This is a genomic window from Stenotrophomonas sp. FW305-3-2-15-E-LB1 (assembly GCF_058787375.1).
Genome location: NZ_JBYSZR010000001.1, coordinates 242298 through 260134 on the forward strand (window position 1 = coordinate 242298; position 17837 = coordinate 260134).

The following is a 17837-nucleotide window of genomic DNA, read 5'->3' on the forward strand; positions in this document are numbered from 1 at the left end:
CGACCAACGGTCGACTCTACCGGGTTGGCGCACGCGTCCCGCAGCGGAAACAGAAACGCGCCGGTGGAAGCCACCGGCGCGTTGTCTGCACTGCTTCGTTTTTTACTTGACGCTGACCAGCTTGACTTCGAACTGCACCGCCACGTTCGGCGGGAAGCCGGTACGCGGGTCGGCACCGTAAGCCTGGTCCGGCGGCAGGGTGATTTCCCACTTCGAGCCAGCCGGCATCTGCAGCAGGGTCTCGCGCATGGCCTTCATTTCGACTTCGCTGACCTTGATCGACGGAATCTGCTGGGCCGGGCGGGCTTCAGCCGGGCGCTGGCCGAACGGATACGGACCGGCCACTTCCAGCTGCACGGTGTTGGCCTGGGTCGGCTTGGCACCCTTGCCGGCTTCGATCACGCGGTACTGCACGCCGCTCGGCAGGGACTGCACGCCCGCCTTGGACTTGTTGGCCGCAATGAACTGGTCGCTCTTGGTCTTGTTTTCGGCAGCAGCCTTTTCGTACTCGGCCTTGGCGGCCTGGGCACGGCCCTGCTCGCGCTTCTGGAACGCTTCAACGGCCGGCTTCAGCTGATCGGCGGTGATCGCCGGCTGCTTCTTGGCGTAGGCGTCCTGCAGGCCCTTCACCACCGAGTTGATGTCCAGCTGCTCACCACGGGCGGTCAGCTCAGCCAGGTTGTTGCCGTAGTCGTAACCGAAGTAGTAGCTCAGCTTGCCCTTTTCGGACGAGACGTCCTGGGCGAAGGCATTGCCCGTCAGGGCCAGGGCCGCGACGGCGACCGCGATAGAACGCAACTTCATCAAACAGTTCTCCAGGGGTGGTAACTCAGGGACGTTCTGCGCCGCCCTGAGGCGACGGGTTAGGATACCGGCCACAACGTGTAACCGCTACTGACCACGCAGGCTTTGACCCGCCTGCGTTTCAAGAGTTCAATCTCACTTTTTTTTAACGTTCCAGGAGCTTTCCGTGGCCTCAGCCCCCGCCGACCACCCCGTCGCCGTGACCGATGATGGTGCCATCCGCACCCTCACCGTGCAGCGCCCGGAAAAGCTCAACGCCCTCAACGCGGCCACCCTGCAGGCCCTGGCCGAGGCGTTCAGCGCCGCGGCGGCCGACCCGGACGTCCGCGTGGTGGTGTTGACCGGCGCCGGCCCCAAGGCCTTCGTGGCCGGCGCCGACATCGCCGAAATGAACACCCTCAGCGCGGTTCAGGGACGTGATTTTTCCCTGCTGGGCCAGGCCCTGATGCGGCAGATCGAGCGCATGCCCAAGCCGGTCATCGCCCGCGTCAACGGTTTCGCCTTGGGCGGCGGGCTGGAGCTGGCCATGGCCTGCCACCTGCGCATCGCGGCCGATACCGCCAAGGTCGGCCAACCGGAGATCAACCTGGGGCTGATCCCGGGCTTCGGTGGCAGCCAGCGCCTGCTGCGCCTGTGCGGCCGCGCGGCCACCCTGGAACTGTGCCTGCTGGGCGCGCCGATCGACGCCGGGCGCGCCCTCGTGCTGGGCATCGTCAACCAGGTGGTGCCGGCAGCCGAACTGGACAACCGCGTGCAGGACGTCGCCAGGCAGCTGGCCCGCTCGGCACCGCTGGCCCTGCGTGGCCTGCTGGACGCCGTGCACGTGGGCGGCGAATGCAGCCTGGAAGCGGGCCTGGAATACGAAAGCGCGCAGTTCGGCCTGCTGTTCGCCACCGAAGACATGCGCGAAGGCACCAGCGCGTTCCTGCAGCGTCGCCCGCCGGCCTTCCAGAACCGCTGACCCCATGGCATCCCGACCCAACCCCGCGCAGCTGTTCGCCCGGGTCCAGGCAGACGATCTCGATGGCGCCCTGCAGGCCGGCCTGATGGACTACGTCGCCGGCGAGGCCGACGCACGCCTGGTACCCGGCCACCCGGAACTTCCGCAGCGCCTGCTGCAGGTACAGCACGACCTGCAGAACGCCTGGGCCGCGCGTGAGCGCTATCGTGCGCGTGCCGTGCGCCTGGCGCGCCGCGAAGCCGAACGTGATGCACGTCGCACACCCGCGCCGGCACCAGATGTGAAACCTGCGCTGCCTCCTGCGGCGGCCGCGATTCTCGCCCGGGCCAAGGCCCGCGCCGCAGGCAAGGAACAGTAATGGCCACTGCAAAGAAGACCGCGCGCACTCCCGCGCGTCGTGGCAGCGTGATGCCGCGCGCCGACGTGGTGGAAATGTTCACCCGCCTGCGCGAACTCAATCCGCACCCGAAGACGGAACTGGAATACAGCTCGCCGTTCGAGCTGCTGGTGGCCGTGGCACTGTCGGCGCAGGCCACGGACGTGGGCGTCAACAAAGCGACGCGGCGGTTGTTCCCGGTGGCCAATACACCGGCCAGTATCCTCGCGCTCGGTGAGGACGGCCTGAAGAAGTACATCGCCACCATCGGCCTGTTCAACGCGAAGGCGAAGAACGTGATCGCCACCTGCGCGATCCTGCTGGAGAAGTACGACGGCGAAGTGCCACGCGATCGCGAAGCGCTGGAAGCGCTGCCCGGGGTCGGCCGCAAGACGGCCAACGTGGTGCTCAACACCGCGTTCGGCGAACCGGTGATGGCAGTCGATACGCACATCTTCCGCGTGGCCAACCGCACCGGGCTGGCGCCGGGCAAAAACGTGCGCGAAGTGGAGGACCGCCTGGTCAAGGCGATCCCGGCCGAGTTCCTGCTCGATGCGCATCACTGGCTGATCCTGCACGGGCGTTACGTGTGCAAGGCGCGCAAGCCGGATTGCCCGGGGTGCGTGATTGCCGACCTGTGCCGGTTCAAGGAAAAGACCGCTGCGTAGGGCGCACGACAAGCATCCACGCGTGGCGTGGATCTACTGCAATCCGTGCGCAACCGCAGCGTCACATGCAAGCGTTTACATCGTCAGCCCCTGACGCGACGGGGCCTGCGGCGGATGCCTGCCGCGCGCGAACTGTCACATTTACGCAATCTTTACCTTTTAGCCTGCGCGCATCTTCCCACCTGCCTGCAAGGCTCCTCTCCATGAAACTGCATCACCAACTCCTGACGGTGGCCGTGGCTGCTGCGCTGTACGTGCCGGCTGCTCACGCTGAAGTCGCCATCGATGTGATCGGCGGTTCGGAAATCACCTTCGAAGGCCTGGTCCAGGCCGACGGCAACTGGTTCGACAATGACGTCGTGGACCTCAACGGCGGTGACGCCGGCAATGGCAAGGACAGCGAATTCGAACTGCGTCGCGCCGAGCTGGTGCTGAAGGGCAAGGGCCCGGGCAACGTGGAGTGGGTGGTCGGTTATGACGCCAAGGCCGACAAGTTCCTCGACACCAACGTGAAGTACAAGCTGCTGGGCAACGCCAACCACTTCATCCAGGCCGGCCAGTTCAAGCAGCCCAACAGCCTGGAAGAGCTGTCCAGCACCAAGAACAACGATTTCATCTCCAAGGCTGCGGTCACCAACACCTACGCGGTCGCCCGCCGCCTCGGTGGCGCCTACAGCTACGGCCAGGACAACTGGTCGGTCACCGCCAGCGCCTTCGGCCGCGAACTGACCCGCAACCTGGCCCACGGCAGCGGCTACGGCGCACGCGGCACCTTCGCCCCGATCAACGAGAAGGGCCAGGTCCTGCACTTCGGCCTGAGCTACGTCGACTACGACGCCGACGCCGACACCCTGCGCGTGCGTGCCCGCCCGAACGCCGACCTGGCCACCGCCCGCCTGGTCGACAGCGGCAACATGACCGACACCGACCGCGTCAGCACCCTCGGCGCTGAAGCCATGTACTTCCAGGGCCCGTTCAAGGCCCAGGCCGAGTACTACAGCAGCAAGGCCAAGCGCTACGACCACGACAACTACACCAGCGACGGCTACTACGTCAGCGGCGTGTGGAACGTGACCGGCGAAACCTGGAGCTACAAGGGCGGCACCCCGGGCACCGGCCTGCCGAACAACCCGGCCGGCGGCCAGTGGCAGCTGGGCGTGCGTTACGACCACATGGACCTGAACGACGGCAACCTGGCGGCCAACCCGGTCGCCGGTCGCCCGCCGATCGTCGATGGCGTGCTGGGCGGCAAGATGGACATCTGGACCGTCGGCGCCAACTGGTACTGGCGTTCGAACTTCAAGTTCATGGTCAACTACGTGATGGTGGACAGCAAGAAGTACAGCTCCACCGCCCGCGGCTTCGTCAACGACGATCCGAACATCCTGGAAGCCCGCGCGCAGTTCTTCTGGTAAGACCTGAAGCATGCGTTGCAACGAAGGCACGGCTCCGGCCGTGCCTTCGTCGTTGTGGGGCCCGCCGCCCTGCCACCCGGGCGGCGGCGCCTGCGCAGCACCCGCGCCCGGGCAGTGCCCACGGCTGCCGCCAGGCTCCCTTTCCGACCGTGTCCCGAAGGGCCTGCAGGCTCTCTGGCGCGGGTTCCGAGACATTCATGACGGGTGTCACGGTTGCGTCATATGACAGACGCGGGCATGTCACGTAACCGTTATGGAATGTGCACCGAAACGTTGGGCAGCCGCCCTTCGACCACCCCAGGAGTCTCTCCCGTGATCCACGCCTTCAAGTCGCGCGCCGCTGTCGCCATCCTGGCTGCATCGTCCGTGTTTGCCGCCAACGCCGCCGATGTCACCGGCGCGGGCGCTTCGTTCATCTACCCGGTCATGTCCAAGTGGTCGGCGGACTACAGCACCGCGACCGGCAAGAAGGTCAACTACCAGTCCATCGGTTCCGGTGGTGGTATCGCCCAGATCAAGGCGGCGACCGTGGACTTCGGTTCGTCCGATGCCCCGCTGAAGCCGGAAGAGCTGGCTGCTGCCGGCCTGGCCCAGTTCCCGTCGGTCATCGGCGGCGTGGTGCCGGTCATCAACGTGGCCGGCGTCGCCCCGGGCGCGCTGAAGCTGGACGGCCCGACCCTGGCCAACATCTTCCTGGGCAAGATCAAGACCTGGAACGACCCGGCCATCGCTGCCCTGAACAGCGGCCTGACCCTGCCGAACGCCAAGATCACCATCGTCCACCGTTCGGACGGTTCGGGCACCACCTTCAACTTCGTCAACTACCTGTCCAAGGTCAGCCCGGAGTGGAAGACCAAGGTCGGTGAAGGCACCTCGGTCCAGTGGCCGGCCGGCATCGGCGGCAAGGGCAACGAAGGCGTCGCTGCCTACGTGAAGCAGATCAAGGGCGGCATCGGCTACGTCGAACTGTCCTACGCCCTGCAGAACAAGATGTCCTACGCGGCGATGAAGAATGCTGCCGGCAAGATCGTGCAGCCGTCGGACGCCTCGTTCTCGGCCGCGGCCGCCAGCGCTGACTGGGCCAATGCCAAGGACTTCTACCTGGTCATGACCAACGCCCCGGGCGAGCAGGCGTGGCCGATCACCGCCACCAACTTCATCCTGGTGCGCAAGCAGCCGAAGAACGTGGCCGGCGCCAAGGCGACCCAGGAGTTCTTCCGCTGGATCTACAAGAACGGTGATGCGCAGGCCAAGCAGCTGGACTACGTGCCGCTGCCGGACACCCTGGTCAAGCAGATCGAGACCTACTGGACCCAGAACCTGAAGTACTGAGCAAGGCGTTCCCCCGCAGGAACGGGGATCGGCGGGTCCTCTCTCCCCCGCCGATCCCAACCGGGCGCTGGACCTTCGGGTCTGGCGCCTTTCTTTTTTGGGGGGGCTGGCCCGGCCCCCGCCCTTGCAGAGCCAAGCCCATGCTCGGCTGACGGGCCGCAGCCGAGCATGGGCTCGGCTCTACAAGAGCCCGCCGCGCGCATTCCAGCGCCCCGGACGGCGCCGGGCAGCCCCGCCACGGGGCCGCTGACCCCGTGAAACCCTTGTCAGAACGTGATGTCCGACACCTCTGTCATGGACGTCATACGGCTGTAACAAAAACATCATTTCATAGCCGCATCCGCCGACGACGTCGGCTCTTCCCCGCTATGGAGTGAACATGAAACTGCACTCGGCCGGCCTCGCCGCCCTTTCCCTGGCCATCGCCCTGGGCCTGTCGGCCTGCGGTGGCGACAAGCAGGCTGCACAGCAGCCGGCTGCCGACGCAGCCGCCGCCCCGGCCGCTGCCGGCGACAAGGTGACCGCCGAGGTCTCCGGCGCTGGCGCATCCTTCATCTTCCCGCTGGTGTCCAAGTGGTCGGCCGACTACAACACCGCCACCGGCGCCAAGATCAACTACCAGTCGATCGGTTCGGGCGGCGGTATCGCCCAGATCAAGGCCGGCACCGTTGATTTCGGTTCCTCGGACAAGCCGCTGAGCAGCGACGAGCTGGCCCAGGCCGGCCTGGCCCAGTTCCCGTCGGCCATCGGCGGCGTGGTGCCGGTCGTCAACATCGAAGGCCTGGAAGCCGGCAAGCTGCGCCTGACCGGCGCCCTGCTCGCCGACATCTTCCTGGGCAAGGTCAAGACCTGGAACGACCCGGCCATCGCCGCGGCCAACCCGGGCGTGACCCTGCCGGACGGCAAGATCACCATCGTCCACCGTTCGGACGGTTCGGGCACCACCTTCAACTTCTCCAACTACCTGTCCAAGGTCAGCCCGGAGTGGAAGACCAAGGTCGGCGAAGGCACCTCGGTGCAGTGGCCGGACGGCGTCGGTGGCAAGGGCAACGAAGGCGTTGCCTCCTACGTGAAGCAGATCAAGGGCTCCATCGGCTACGTCGAGCTGGCCTACGCCCTGCAGAACGCCATGCCGTACACCGCCCTGCAGAACGCCGCAGGCACCTGGGTGCAGCCGAACGCTGAAACCTTCGCCGCCGCTGCTGCCAGCGCCGACTGGGCCAGCGCCAAGGACTTCAACCTGGTCATCACCAACGCCCCGGGCGAGCAGGCGTGGCCGATCACCGCCACCAACTTCATGCTGATGCAGAAGAAGCCGAAGGATGCCAAGCGCAACCAGGACACCCTGGCCTTCTTCAAGTGGGCCTTCGAAAACGGCCAGACCCAGGCCAATGAGCTGCACTACGTGCCGCTGCCGGCCGAACTGACCAAGCAGATCGAGGCCTACTGGGGCACCGAGCTGAAGTGATGGACCCGACGGTGCCCGCCCCGCGCGGGCACCGTCACTTCCACGTCGTGCCGCCCCCTTTCCTGGCCCTGCCGTCCCCATGAATGCCATCGCCCAGCCTGTAGCAGCCCCGTCCACGCGCGATGCGCGTGATGCCCGCAACGACAAACTGTTCCGATGGGTGCTGGTCGGCACCGTCATCTTCGTCCTGATCGCCCTGGCCTGCGCCGCGCTGTCCATGCTGTGGGGCGGCCGCCATGCCCTGCAGATGCAGGGCCTGAGCTTCTTCTTCTCCTCCGACTGGAATCCGGTCGAAAACAAGTTCGGCGCCCTCGCCCCGATCTACGGCACCCTGGTCACCGCGTTCATCGCGATGGTCATCGCCGTGCCGGTCAGCTTCGGCATCGCCTTCTTCCTCACCGAAGTCGCGCCGCGCTGGCTGCGTGGCCCGGTCGGTACCGCCATCGAACTGCTGGCAGGCATCCCCTCGATCATCTACGGCATGTGGGGCCTGTTCGTGCTGGTGCCGGTGATGACCGAGTACGTCACCCCGTTCCTCAACGAAACCCTGGGCGAATGGCCGATCATCGGGCCGATGTTCCAGGGCCCGCCGCTGGGCATCGGCATGCTCACCGCCGGCTTCGTGCTGGCCATCATGGTCATCCCGTTCATCTCCTCGGTGATGCGCGAAGTGTTCCTGACCGTGCCGACCCGCCTGAAGGAATCGGCCTACGCGCTCGGTTCGACCAAGTGGGAAGTGAGCTGGGACATCGTCCTGCCCTACACCCGCTCGGCCGTCATCGGCGGCGTCTTCCTCGGCCTCGGCCGTGCGCTGGGCGAAACCATGGCCGTGGCCTTCGTGATCGGCAACAGCGTGCGCCTGTCGCCGTCGCTGCTGGAACCGGGCACCACCATCGCCGCGCTGATCGCCAACGATTTCGGCGAAGCCACTGAAACTTACCGCTCGGCGCTGCTGCTGCTCGGCTTCGTCCTGTTCATCGTCACCTTCGTCGTGCTGGCCATCGCCCGCCTGATGCTGATGCGCCTGTCCCGCAAGGAGGGCAACTGATGTCCACCACCGCTGACTCCCTGTACCTGCGCCGCCGCATCGGCAACGTCATTGCCATCGCGCTGTCCTGCGCCACCGCCCTGTTCGGCCTGTTCTTCCTGGGCTGGATCCTGTTCACCCTGGCCGCCAAGGGCCTGGCCGGCATCAATCTGGATCTGTTCACCAAGATGACGCCGCCGCCGATGCAGGAAGGCGGCCTGGCCAATGCCTTCTTCGGCAGCGCGGTGATGTGTGCGCTGGCGATCGGCATCGGCACCCCGCTGGGCGTGCTGGCCGGTACCTGGCTGGCCGAGTACGGCAACGCCCGCAAGGCCGGCACCGTGGTCCGCTTCGTCAACGACATCCTGCTGTCGGCGCCGTCCATCGTGCTGGGCCTTTTCGTCTACACCCTGTACGTGATGCAGACCGGCGGCAACTTCTCCGCCTTCGCAGGTGCGCTGTCGCTGGCCTTCATCGTGCTGCCGGTGGTGGTTCGCACCACCGACGAGATGCTGCGCCTGGTGCCTTCGCAGATGCGCGAAGCCGCCCTGTCGCTGGGCATCCCGCAGTGGAAGGTGATCGTGCAGGTGCTGTACCGCAGTGCGTCGGCCGGCATCATCACCGGCATCCTGCTGGCGCTGGCCCGCATTTCCGGTGAAACCGCCCCGCTGCTGTTCACCGCCTTCGGCAACCAGTACTGGAACAACAACATCTTCCAGCCGATGGCCTCGGTGCCGGTGGTGATGAACCAGTTCGCCGGCAGCCCGTATGAATCCTGGCAGGTGCTGGCCTGGGCCGGTGCCCTGGTGCTGACTGTCTTCGTGTTGCTGGTCAGCCTTGCCGCTCGCGGCATCCTGCTGCGCAACCGTTTCTCCCATGACTGACCTTTCCGTGGATAACGCCATGAACGACCTCTCCAACGCCGTGCCCATGCAGCGCATCGCGGTGCCGGCCTCGCACGAGAACCTGCACGCGCCGTCGCCGGTCAAGCTGGCCGCGCGTGGTCTGGACTTCTACTACGACAAGTTCCACGCCCTGAAGGGCATCAACCTGGAGATTCCGGAAAAGCGCGTGACCGCGCTGATCGGTCCCTCCGGTTGCGGCAAGTCGACCCTGCTGCGCATCTTCAACCGCATCTACGCGCTGTACCCGAAGCTGGAAGCGCGTGGCGAGGTGCTGCTGGACGGCGAGAACATCCTTTCGCCGAAGTACCCGATGAACCGCCTGCGCAGCAAGGTGGGCATGGTGTTCCAGAAGCCGGTTCCGTTCCCGATGACCATCTTCGAGAACGTGGCTTACGGCATCCGCCACCACGAGAAGCTGAGCAAGGCCGACATGGCCGACCGCGTCGAGCAGGCCCTGCGCCAGGGCGCGCTGTGGGACGAAGTGAAGGACAAGCTGGGGCAGAGCGCCCTGGGCCTGTCCGGTGGCCAGCAGCAGCGTCTGTGCATCGCCCGTGCCGTGGCGCTGCGCCCGTCGGTGCTGCTGCTGGACGAGCCGACCTCGGCGCTGGACCCGATCTCGACCAGCCGCATCGAGCAGCTGGTGGAAGAGCTCAAGCACGAGTACACCATCGTCATCGTCACCCACAACATGCAGCAGGCTGCGCGCGTGTCCGACTACACCGCCTTCATGTACCTGGGCGACCTGATCGAGCACGACCGTACTGAAGTGATCTTCTCGCAGCCCTCGCAGCGGCAGACCGAGGACTACATCACCGGTCGCTTCGGCTGATCGGTGTCGTCCCCTCGCCACATGTCCCAGCCAGGCGTGGCCTGGCTCTACCCGGATTGCAGACCATGAATCTTCCCAACGACCACATCGTCAAGAGCTACGACGAAGAGCAGCAGCGCCTGGTGGCCGAAATCGTGCGCATGGGCGAGATGGCTGTCGCCCAGCTGGAGGCGTCGATGGACGTCATCGAGAAGCGCGACGAGAATGCCGCCCACCGCATCATCGCCAACGATGAAGCCATCGACCAGCTGGAGCAGCAGATCAGCCACGACGTGATGCGCCTGGCCCTGCGTGGCCCGATGGCCCGCGACCTGCGCGAGATCCTGGCCGGCCTGCGCATTCCGGCCGACATCGAACGCATCGGTGACTACGCCGCCAACGTTGCCAAGCGCTCCATCGCGCTGGGCAAGGTGCCGCCGCTGCCGCAGATCCAGGGCCTGCGCGCCCTCGGCCGCCTGGCCGCGCAGCAGGTGCGCCGCGCCATCGCCGCCTACCGCGACAACGACGCCGAAGCCGCCATCGCCCTGCGCCAGGACGACGCCCGCCTGGACGCGCAGTACACCGCGCTGTTCCGCGAGCTGCTGACCTACATGATGGAAGACCCGCGCAACATCACCCCGTGCACCCACCTGCTGTTCATGGCCAAGAACCTGGAGCGCGTGGGCGACCACGCCACCAACATCGCCGAGAACGTGTGGTTCCTGGTGCACGGCGAGCAGCCGCTGCCGCCCCGCGAGAAGCGCGACGAGACGTCCAGCACCGACCACGTCTGATATTGCGCTGCAACAGCGCAAGCGCGTGCGGAGGCCCCTGTCGGCATGACAGGGGCCTTTTTTGTACGCGCGATCCGGGCATTCATCCACGCATGGCGTGGATCTACTGGGCCGGTTGTAGATCCACGCCATGCGTGGATGCCGTGCGCGGCCCCCCCCATCCCGCCTGCGGCAATCCTCACGAAAATTTGAGGTCTCGGCGAGGATTCCTTGAGTAGGATCGCTGCACCATCGTTTCACCCCGGGCGCCCGCCCACCACCCAAGGAGTACGACCGATGAGCAGTTCCAACAAGACCCTGTCCCTGCTGACCGCCACCGCCCTGGCTGCAGGGCTGGGCGTGACTGCCAGTGCTTCGGCCCTGAGCATGACCGACCTTGCCCAGGGCTACCTGGTGGCTGGCCAGGCGGCCAAGGCCGGCGATGCCAAGGCAACCGACGCCAAGGCCGGTGACGCCGCCAAGCATGCCGAGGGCAAGTGTGGTGCCGACGGCAAGAGCGCCGAAGGCAAGTGCGGCGCCGACAAGGGCAAGGCCAAGGCCGGCGCGGGCGCCGATGCCAAGGCAAAGACCGCCGGCGACAAGAAGGCCACCGAAGGCAAGTGTGGCGAAGGCAAGTGCGGTGCCAAGCACTGACGCTGCCGCCAGCGTCGTTTCCCCGCGGCTGCCGCTTCCAGCGGCGGCCGTCGGGCTGGGCCTGCGGCGGGCATTGCTGCAGGACCTGCACGACGCGCCGGCCGGCGATTTCGATTTCCTGGAATGCGCGCCGGAGAACTGGATCAACGTCGGTGGGCCAGCCGGCGATGCGCTGGACGAACTGGCCCGGCGCCATCCGCTGAGCTGCCACGGCCTGTCGCTGTCGCTGGGCGGCAGCGCACCGCTGGATACCCAGCTGCTGCAGCAGGTCGGCCGCTTCCTCGAGCGCTACCGCGTACCGCTGTACAGCGAGCACCTGAGCTACTGCAGCGACGAAGGCCAGCTCTACGACCTGCTGCCGATTCCGTTCACCGATGAAGCGGTGCGCCACACCGCCGCCCGCATCGCCCGCGTGCAGGACCTGCTCGGCCGCCGCATCGCGGTGGAGAACGTGTCGTACTACCTGGCGCCGCAGCCGGCGATGGACGAACTTGCCTTCACCAACGCGGTGCTTGCCGAGGCCGACTGCGACCTGCTGCTGGACGTCAACAACGTGTACGTCAATGCCTGCAATCACGGCTACGATGCCGACGCCTTCATCGCCGGGCTGCCGGCCCAGCGCATCGTCTGCCTGCACGTGGCCGGCCACCTGGACGAGGCACCGGACCTGAAGATCGATACCCACGGCAGCCCGGTGATCGACCCCGTGTGGGCGCTGCTGGAACGCAGCTACGACCGCTTCGGCCCGCGCCCCACGCTGCTCGAACGCGATTTCAACTTCCCGCCCTATGCCGAGCTGCAGGGCGAACTGCGTACCATCCGCCGCCTGCAGGGCACGTTGCGCGAGGCTGCCCATGGCTGATGCACCCGAGCGCCTGCGCGCGCAGCAGCACGCGTTCACCGCGCACCTGCGCGACCCGCAACAGGTGCCGGCCCCGGCCGACCTGGACCCGCGGCGGGTGGCGGTCTACCAGCGGCTGCTGTTCAACAACCTGCTGGGGCTGCTCGGCACGGGGTTCCCGGTCTGCGTGCGCCTGCTCGGCGAACCTGCGTGGGCCGACCTGGTGCGCCATTACTTCGCCCACCATCGCGCACGCGCGCCACTGTTCACCGCCGTGGCGGCCGAGTTCGTGCAATGGCTGCAGGCACAGCCCGAGCTGCCGCACCCGGCACTGGCCGAGCTGGCCCACTATGAGTGGGTGGAAACCGACCTGTACCAGCGCGCGGCCCAGCCGCTGCCACCGGCACCCGGCGTCGACCCGCTGCAGGCCCCGCTGCGCTGCTCACCGCTGGCCTGGCCACTGCTGTACGCGTGGCCGGTACACCGCTTGGGCGCCGACGATGCACCGGCCACCCCGCCCGCGGAACCCACCGCCCTGCTGGTCCGCCGCGATGCCGATGGCGTGGTGCGCTTCGCCCAGCTCAGCCCGCTGGCCGCGCACCTGCTGATCCTGATCGACGAAGCACCCGGCGCCAGCGGCCAGCAGCAGTTGCAGCAGTTGGCCACCCTGCACCACCTCGACGCCGACGCATTGGCCGAACCTGGCACCCAGCTGCTGCAGCAGTTCCTCCAGGCCGGCGTGATCGGCCCGCTGCCCGCCGTGGCCTGATTCCCCCCAACGAGGAGTTCCCCCCTGATGAACACCCTGCCCCTGGCCGCCGTGCGCGGCCAGCTGGATCGCTGCGGCCCGTGGCTGGCCCCCCTGGGCCTGCGCCTGCTGCTGGCCTGGGAATACTTCGAGTCCGGTCGCGAAAAGCTGCAGGGCCAGAACTGGTTTGCCGAACTGCAGGGCGCGTTCCCGTTTCCGTTCGACCAGTTGCCGGCCAGCGTGAACTGGCAGCTGGCGACCTGGTTCGAACTGGTCGGCGCGGCCTGCCTGCTGTTCGGCCTGGGCACGCGTTTTGCGGCTGCCAGCCTGCTGGTGCTGACCGTGGTGGCCACGTATGCGGTGCATTGGCCCATGCATTGGGATTCGCTGGGTGAACTGGCGATGGGCTATGCGATCAGCGACCAGGGGTTTGGCAATTTCAAGCTGCCGGCGTTGTTCATGGCGATGCTGCTGCCGTTGCTGTTCAACGGCGCCGGGCGCCTGAGCGTGGACGCGTGGGTGGCCCGTTACACGCCGATACGCACCGAAACTGCGGAATAGCCCGATTTAATCGCCTATTCATAAAAAAAATCCGATGCTGGATCCGTGGCCTTGATGACCACGTCCCTCCCCCGGAGTCGCCCCATGAAGCGTCTGATTGCTGCCACCCTTTCCCTGGCCCTGCTGGCCACCGCCGTCTCGCCCGCGATGGCGGCTCCGTATGGCGCCGGTGGGCGCGACGACCATCACGGCCACAAGAACCGCCACGACGACCGCCGCGATCCGCCCCGTCGCGGCCACAGGCTGGCCCACGACCACCGGGGCGAATACGTCCACGACTATCGCCACCATGGTCTGCGCGCCCCCGCCCGTGGCCAGGAATGGCGCAAGGTCGATGGCCGCTACGTGCTGATCGCCGTGGCCAGCGGCCTCATCGCCGACGTGGTGCTGGCACACCGCTGACCCCATGCAGCGTCCCGGCCGTGCGCTGCATGGCCGGGCGCTCAGGGTCGCTCTGCTAGAATCCGCGCATGAATGACCCCACCCCCGCAGCTGAAGCCGCCCCTGTTTCCGTAGTTCCGATGGCGCAGCGCGCGATGTCGCAACGCTTCCGCGGCTTCCTGCCGGTGGTGGTGGACGTGGAAACCGGCGGTTTCGACAGCCAGCGCAACGCGCTGCTGGAAATCGCCGCGGTGCCGATCGAGATGGACGAGAACGGCCTGCTCTACCCGGGCCAGACCGCCAGCGCCCACGTGGTGCCCGCCGAAGGGCTGGAGATCGACCCGAAATCGCTGGAAGTGACCGGCATCATCCTCGACCACCCGTTCCGGCTGGCCAAGGAAGAAAAAGCCGCGCTGGACCACATCTTCACCCCGGTGCGCGCGGCAATGAAGAAGTACGGCTGCCAGCGCGCGATCCTGGTCGGGCACAACGCCCATTTCGACCTGGGGTTCGTCAATGCGGCAGTGGCACGCACCGGCCACAAGCGCAACCCGTTCCACCCCTTCAGCGTATTCGACACGGTCACCCTGGCGGGTATCGCCTACGGGCAGACGGTGCTGGCGCGTGCGGCCAATGCCGCAGGGCTGGGTTGGGATGCCAACGAGGCACACAGCGCGGTGTACGACACCGAGCAGACCGCGCGGCTGTTCTGCACCATCGCCAACGCCTGGCCGCGGTAGATCCACGCCATGCGTGGATGAATTGCATCGGCCGTGCGGACCAACGGTCCGCACCCACCACTCAACCTGCCCGGTAGATCCACGCCCTGCGTGGATGAATTGCATCGGCCGTGCGGACCAACGGTCCGCACCCACCATTCAAGATGAAATGCATCGGCTGTGCGGACCAATGGTCCGCACCCACCATTCAAGATGAAATGCATCGGCTGTGCGGACCAACGGTCCGCACCCACCATTCAAGATGAATTGCATCGGCCGTGCGGACCAACGGTCCGCACCCACCATTCAACCTGCCCGGTAGATCCACGCCATGCGTGGATAGGCATCAACCGATGCTGGTGCGGTCGCGGCCATCGCTCTTGGCGCGGTACAGCGCGCGGTCGGCGCGCTGGTACAGCAGCGCCGGGGTGCGGTCGTCGGCCGCCAGTTCCACCAGGCCCGCGCTGAAGGTCACCCGCAGGCCCTTCACCCCCGCCCAGTCCGGATGGTCATGGAACAGGCCGCGCAGGCGCGCGCAGACCTGGGCTGCTTCTTCCAGGCGCGTATCGTTGAGCAGCAGCGCGAACTCTTCGCCGCCGGTACGCGCCGGCAGGTCCGAATCGCGGCACGCCGCGGCGATCACTTCCGCCACTTCCTTCAGCACCAGATCGCCGATGCTGTGGCTGTAGGTATCGTTGACGTCCTTGAAGTGGTCGATATCCAGCACCACCAGGCTCAGCGGGTGGCCGCTGCGCTGCGAGCGGGCGAAGTCACGGGCCAGCGTCTCGTCGAAGCCACGGCGATTGGCCAGACCGGTCAGCGCATCCTCGCGGGCCTGCCGTTCGAACGCTTCGGCCTGCCGTGCCAGGCGCTCGGCCAGCTCGGTCTTCTCCTGGTTCAGCGCCTGCAGGTGCACGGTCTGCGCCTGCAGGTCGAAGGTCGCCTCATCCACGCGGCGCGCCAGGCGCAGGTTGCTGGCCTTGTACTGCTGCAGCAGGAACCGGTACAGCGCCACCAGCGCGCCCAGCAGCAGCAGCCCGATCATCGCCTGCACGCTGTGCCGCTGCCACCAGAACGGTTCGACGGTGAAACTCCACACCGCCTCCTGCTGGCCCCAGGCACCGCCCGGGTGCGAGGCCGCCACGTGCAGGGTGTAATCGCCCGGCGGCAGGCCGACGAACTCGACGCTGCGCTGCGGGCCGCGCTCGACCCAGCTGGTGTCCAGCCCGTCCAGGCGCGTGCGGTAGCGGATGCGGTCGGACATCAGGTAGCTGAGGCCGACGAAGCTCACCGCCAGCCGGCGCCCGCCGGGAATCAGGTTGCGCTCGGGGCCTTCCCAATGCACCTGCGCGCCATCGACCTGCACGTTCTCGATCGCCGCCGGCGGTGCCGGGCGCTCGCGGAAGCGCTGCAGGCGCTGCGGGTCCACCGTGCTCAGGCCACCGGCGGTCACCACCCAGAAGGTCCCGTCCTGGCGCAGGATCGCCGAGGGCGCCGAGCTGCCGTTGGCCTGTGCGTTGGCCATCCCGTCGATCTCGTTGTAGCGCTCCACCTTCACCCGCGGCGCGCGGCCGTCAGCCACCGCGTTCAAGGTCGCCATGTCGGTGCGCAGCACGCCCCGGTTGCTGCTGATCCACACATTGCCCAGCCGGTCGGGCACCAGCTGGAACACCGCATCGACCGGCATGCCCTGCTCCAGGCCGACCCGCGACAGGCGGTTCCTGTACCAGCGGTACAGCCCGCGGTCGCTGCTGATCCACATCGCCTCGCCGATCTGGTGGAAGCCGAACACACTGCGGCCGCCGCCCATCGGGGCCAGATCGATGGACTGCACATGGTCGCCGCGCAGCACGCGGATGCCCTCGATGGTGCCGATCCACAGGTTGCCCTGGTGGTCGTGTTCCAGCGCGGTGATCAGGCCGGTGGGCATGCCCGGCGTGTTCGCCACCCGCACGCGGTCGCCATCGATGCGCACCACGCCCTTCTGGGTGCCGGCCCAGACCACGCCGGACGGATCGACGCTGATCGCACGGATGTTGCCACCCGGCATGCCATCGGCCGCATCGTAGTTGTGGCGCAGGCTGCCATCGGCACGCAGGCGGTAGACGCCGTCGCCAAAGGTGCCCACCCAGAGGTCGCCGCCGGGATCCTGGGCCAGGCTCAGCACCGACGCGGCCTTGCCGCCACGGTTGTGCAACGCCATCGGCCGGAAGCGGCCGTCGGCGGTCTGCTGGTCCAGGCCGCTGGCGCTGCCCACCCACAGCCGGCGATCGCGGTCCTCGAACACGGTGCGCACGTAGTCACCGCTCAGCCCATCGCGTTCGGTGTAGCTGCTGAACAGCGTTTCGCGCAGGCGGTACAGGCCGCCGTTGGCGCCGACCCAGATGCTGCCTTCGGCATCCTCGCGCAGGCTCACCACGCGCCCGCCGGGCAGGTTCAGGCCGGCCGGCAGGCGTTCCAGGCCGTGGCTGGAAATACGCAGCAGGCCCTGGTTCTCGGTACCCAGCCAGATATCGCCGTGGCGGTCCTGCAGCATCGCGGTCATGTGCAGCTGGCCCGGCAGGCTGTGGACCAGCACCAGGCGGTCATCCTCGACCCGGTACAGGCGCTCGCCGGCCACGATCCACAACGCGCCATCGGGTGCGCGATAGGGCCAGGTCAGCCCCTTGCCCACGCCCCATCCGGCCGGTGCACGCTTGAGTTCGCCATCGTTGTCGCGCAGGACCAGGCCATCGAGGGTGCCGATCCAGACCCGGTCCTGGGCATCGACCACCAGCTTGGTGAAGCTCATCGCCAGCGGCAGGTCCGGCGGCGGCGGCTGGTAGACGATGCCGGTTTCGGGCGTCAGGTACGCGATGCCCTTGCCTTCGTACAGCAGCCACAGGCGCCCCTGGCTGTCCATCTGCATCGACTGGATCAGCACTTCCGGGGTGTTGGCCTCGTGCTCCCAGACCCGCCACTGGCCAGCGCTGCTGCGGTAGGTCACGTTGCCACGCGAATCCGTGATCCACAGCCCGCCCTGGCGGTCCACCAGCAGGGCACCGATGCCGTTGTCGCGCAGCCCGGGCCGCGTGCTGCGGTCGAACACGGTGAAATCCAGGCCGTTGTAGCGCACCAGGCCTTCCCAGGTGGCGAACCACAGGTGGCCTTCGGGGGTCTGGGCGATGTCACGCAGCGAGTTGTGCGGCAGGCCGTTGCGCGACGTCCACACGTCGATGGCGTAATCGCGCAGCGGCGGTGCGGCGGTCTGCGCCGCCAGCGGCGAGGCCAGCCACAGCAACAGCCACAGCACACCGAGCCGCAGCAGGCGACCGATGTGATGTTCCGGGTGGCGCCCCGCCAGGCGCCTGCCAGCCCCCTGCCCGCCCATTACTGCAGCGGCGGCGGCCAGGTGCG

General features: G+C 67.3%; 18 protein-coding genes. 16 read left to right on the plus strand and 2 right to left on the minus strand.

The genetic code is table 11. The features are described from left to right. Positions 1 to 102 precede the first annotated feature (102 nt). Positions 103 to 804 carry an FKBP-type peptidyl-prolyl cis-trans isomerase gene (locus AC3WL7_RS01265; protein ID WP_079221300.1) on the minus strand — a complete coding sequence of 234 codons (702 nt, stop codon included), beginning with the start codon at positions 802 to 804 and terminating at the stop codon, positions 103 to 105. A 166-nt stretch (positions 805 to 970) separates the two neighbouring features. Between AC3WL7_RS01265 and AC3WL7_RS01270 the strand changes: the two genes are divergently transcribed. The 16 genes from AC3WL7_RS01270 to rnt all read left to right on the plus strand — a co-directional run bounded on the left by AC3WL7_RS01270 (position 971) and on the right by rnt (position 14462). After that, the gene (locus tag AC3WL7_RS01270; protein ID WP_492749062.1) at positions 971 to 1765 is read left to right on the plus strand and encodes an enoyl-CoA hydratase/isomerase family protein; all 795 of its coding nucleotides are present in this window, start codon (positions 971 to 973) and stop codon (positions 1763 to 1765) included. A 4-nt stretch (positions 1766 to 1769) separates the two neighbouring features. Beyond that, entirely contained in the window at positions 1770 to 2123 is a 354-nt protein-coding gene (locus AC3WL7_RS01275) for a hypothetical protein (RefSeq protein WP_492749063.1), read from the plus strand. Then, positions 2123 to 2809, plus strand: a complete 687-nt coding sequence (gene nth, locus AC3WL7_RS01280; protein WP_492749064.1) for an endonuclease III — start codon at positions 2123 to 2125, stop codon at positions 2807 to 2809. Before AC3WL7_RS01275 ends, nth begins: the two co-directional genes overlap by 1 nt. Positions 2810 to 3012: 203 nt before the next feature. Next, on the plus strand, positions 3013 to 4224 hold the full coding sequence (locus tag AC3WL7_RS01285; RefSeq protein WP_108759662.1) for an OprO/OprP family phosphate-selective porin: 1212 nt from the start codon (positions 3013 to 3015) through the stop codon (positions 4222 to 4224). Between the two features lie 312 nt (positions 4225 to 4536). After that, positions 4537 to 5556 (plus strand): phosphate ABC transporter substrate-binding protein PstS, encoded by a 1020-nt coding sequence (gene pstS, locus AC3WL7_RS01290; protein WP_079221295.1) that lies wholly within the window; start codon positions 4537 to 4539, stop codon positions 5554 to 5556. A 379-nt stretch (positions 5557 to 5935) separates the two neighbouring features. Further along, positions 5936 to 7024, plus strand: coding sequence for a phosphate ABC transporter substrate-binding protein PstS (gene pstS, locus AC3WL7_RS01295; RefSeq protein ID WP_079221294.1), 1089 nt, complete (start codon positions 5936 to 5938; stop codon positions 7022 to 7024). A gap of 79 nt (positions 7025 to 7103) precedes the next feature. Then, positions 7104 to 8072, plus strand: a complete 969-nt coding sequence (gene pstC / locus AC3WL7_RS01300) for a phosphate ABC transporter permease subunit PstC (RefSeq protein WP_079221293.1) — start codon at positions 7104 to 7106, stop codon at positions 8070 to 8072. Next, the gene (gene pstA / locus AC3WL7_RS01305) at positions 8072 to 8935 is read left to right on the plus strand and encodes a phosphate ABC transporter permease PstA (RefSeq protein ID WP_492749065.1); all 864 of its coding nucleotides are present in this window, start codon (positions 8072 to 8074) and stop codon (positions 8933 to 8935) included. The genes pstC and pstA overlap by 1 nt, the downstream gene beginning before the upstream one ends. 19 nt (positions 8936 to 8954) lie before the next feature. Beyond that, entirely contained in the window at positions 8955 to 9785 is an 831-nt protein-coding gene (gene pstB / locus AC3WL7_RS01310) for a phosphate ABC transporter ATP-binding protein PstB (RefSeq protein WP_079221291.1), read from the plus strand. 65 nt (positions 9786 to 9850) lie between these two features. Further along, a complete protein-coding gene (gene phoU / locus AC3WL7_RS01315) occupies positions 9851 to 10558 on the plus strand; it encodes a phosphate signaling complex protein PhoU (protein WP_079221290.1) in 708 nt (235 codons plus the stop codon). 276 nt (positions 10559 to 10834) lie between these two features. Next, positions 10835 to 11191, plus strand: a complete 357-nt coding sequence (locus AC3WL7_RS01320; protein ID WP_492749066.1) for a hypothetical protein — start codon at positions 10835 to 10837, stop codon at positions 11189 to 11191. After that, positions 11178 to 12053: an HvfB family MNIO-type RiPP peptide maturase gene (locus AC3WL7_RS01325; protein ID WP_312737135.1), complete on the plus strand. Its 876-nt coding sequence runs from the start codon at positions 11178 to 11180 to the stop codon at positions 12051 to 12053. The genes AC3WL7_RS01320 and AC3WL7_RS01325 overlap by 14 nt, the downstream gene beginning before the upstream one ends. Continuing rightward, positions 12046 to 12801 carry an HvfC family RiPP maturation protein gene (locus tag AC3WL7_RS01330; protein ID WP_108746314.1) on the plus strand — a complete coding sequence of 252 codons (756 nt, stop codon included), beginning with the start codon at positions 12046 to 12048 and terminating at the stop codon, positions 12799 to 12801. Before AC3WL7_RS01325 ends, AC3WL7_RS01330 begins: the two co-directional genes overlap by 8 nt. Positions 12802 to 12828: 27 nt before the next feature. Then, positions 12829 to 13341: an HvfX family Cu-binding RiPP maturation protein gene (locus AC3WL7_RS01335; protein WP_108746313.1), complete on the plus strand. Its 513-nt coding sequence runs from the start codon at positions 12829 to 12831 to the stop codon at positions 13339 to 13341. An 84-nt stretch (positions 13342 to 13425) separates the two neighbouring features. Continuing rightward, the gene (locus tag AC3WL7_RS01340) at positions 13426 to 13743 is read left to right on the plus strand and encodes an RcnB family protein (RefSeq protein ID WP_492749067.1); all 318 of its coding nucleotides are present in this window, start codon (positions 13426 to 13428) and stop codon (positions 13741 to 13743) included. A 68-nt stretch (positions 13744 to 13811) separates the two neighbouring features. Continuing rightward, the gene (gene rnt, locus AC3WL7_RS01345; protein WP_108759671.1) at positions 13812 to 14462 is read left to right on the plus strand and encodes a ribonuclease T; all 651 of its coding nucleotides are present in this window, start codon (positions 13812 to 13814) and stop codon (positions 14460 to 14462) included. 325 nt (positions 14463 to 14787) lie between these two features. On the opposite strand, the gene AC3WL7_RS01350 is transcribed toward rnt, so the two are convergent. After that, on the minus strand, positions 14788 to 17811 hold the full coding sequence (locus AC3WL7_RS01350) for a two-component regulator propeller domain-containing protein (RefSeq protein ID WP_492749068.1): 3024 nt from the start codon (positions 17809 to 17811) through the stop codon (positions 14788 to 14790). Between the last annotated feature and the right edge of the window lie 26 nt (positions 17812 to 17837).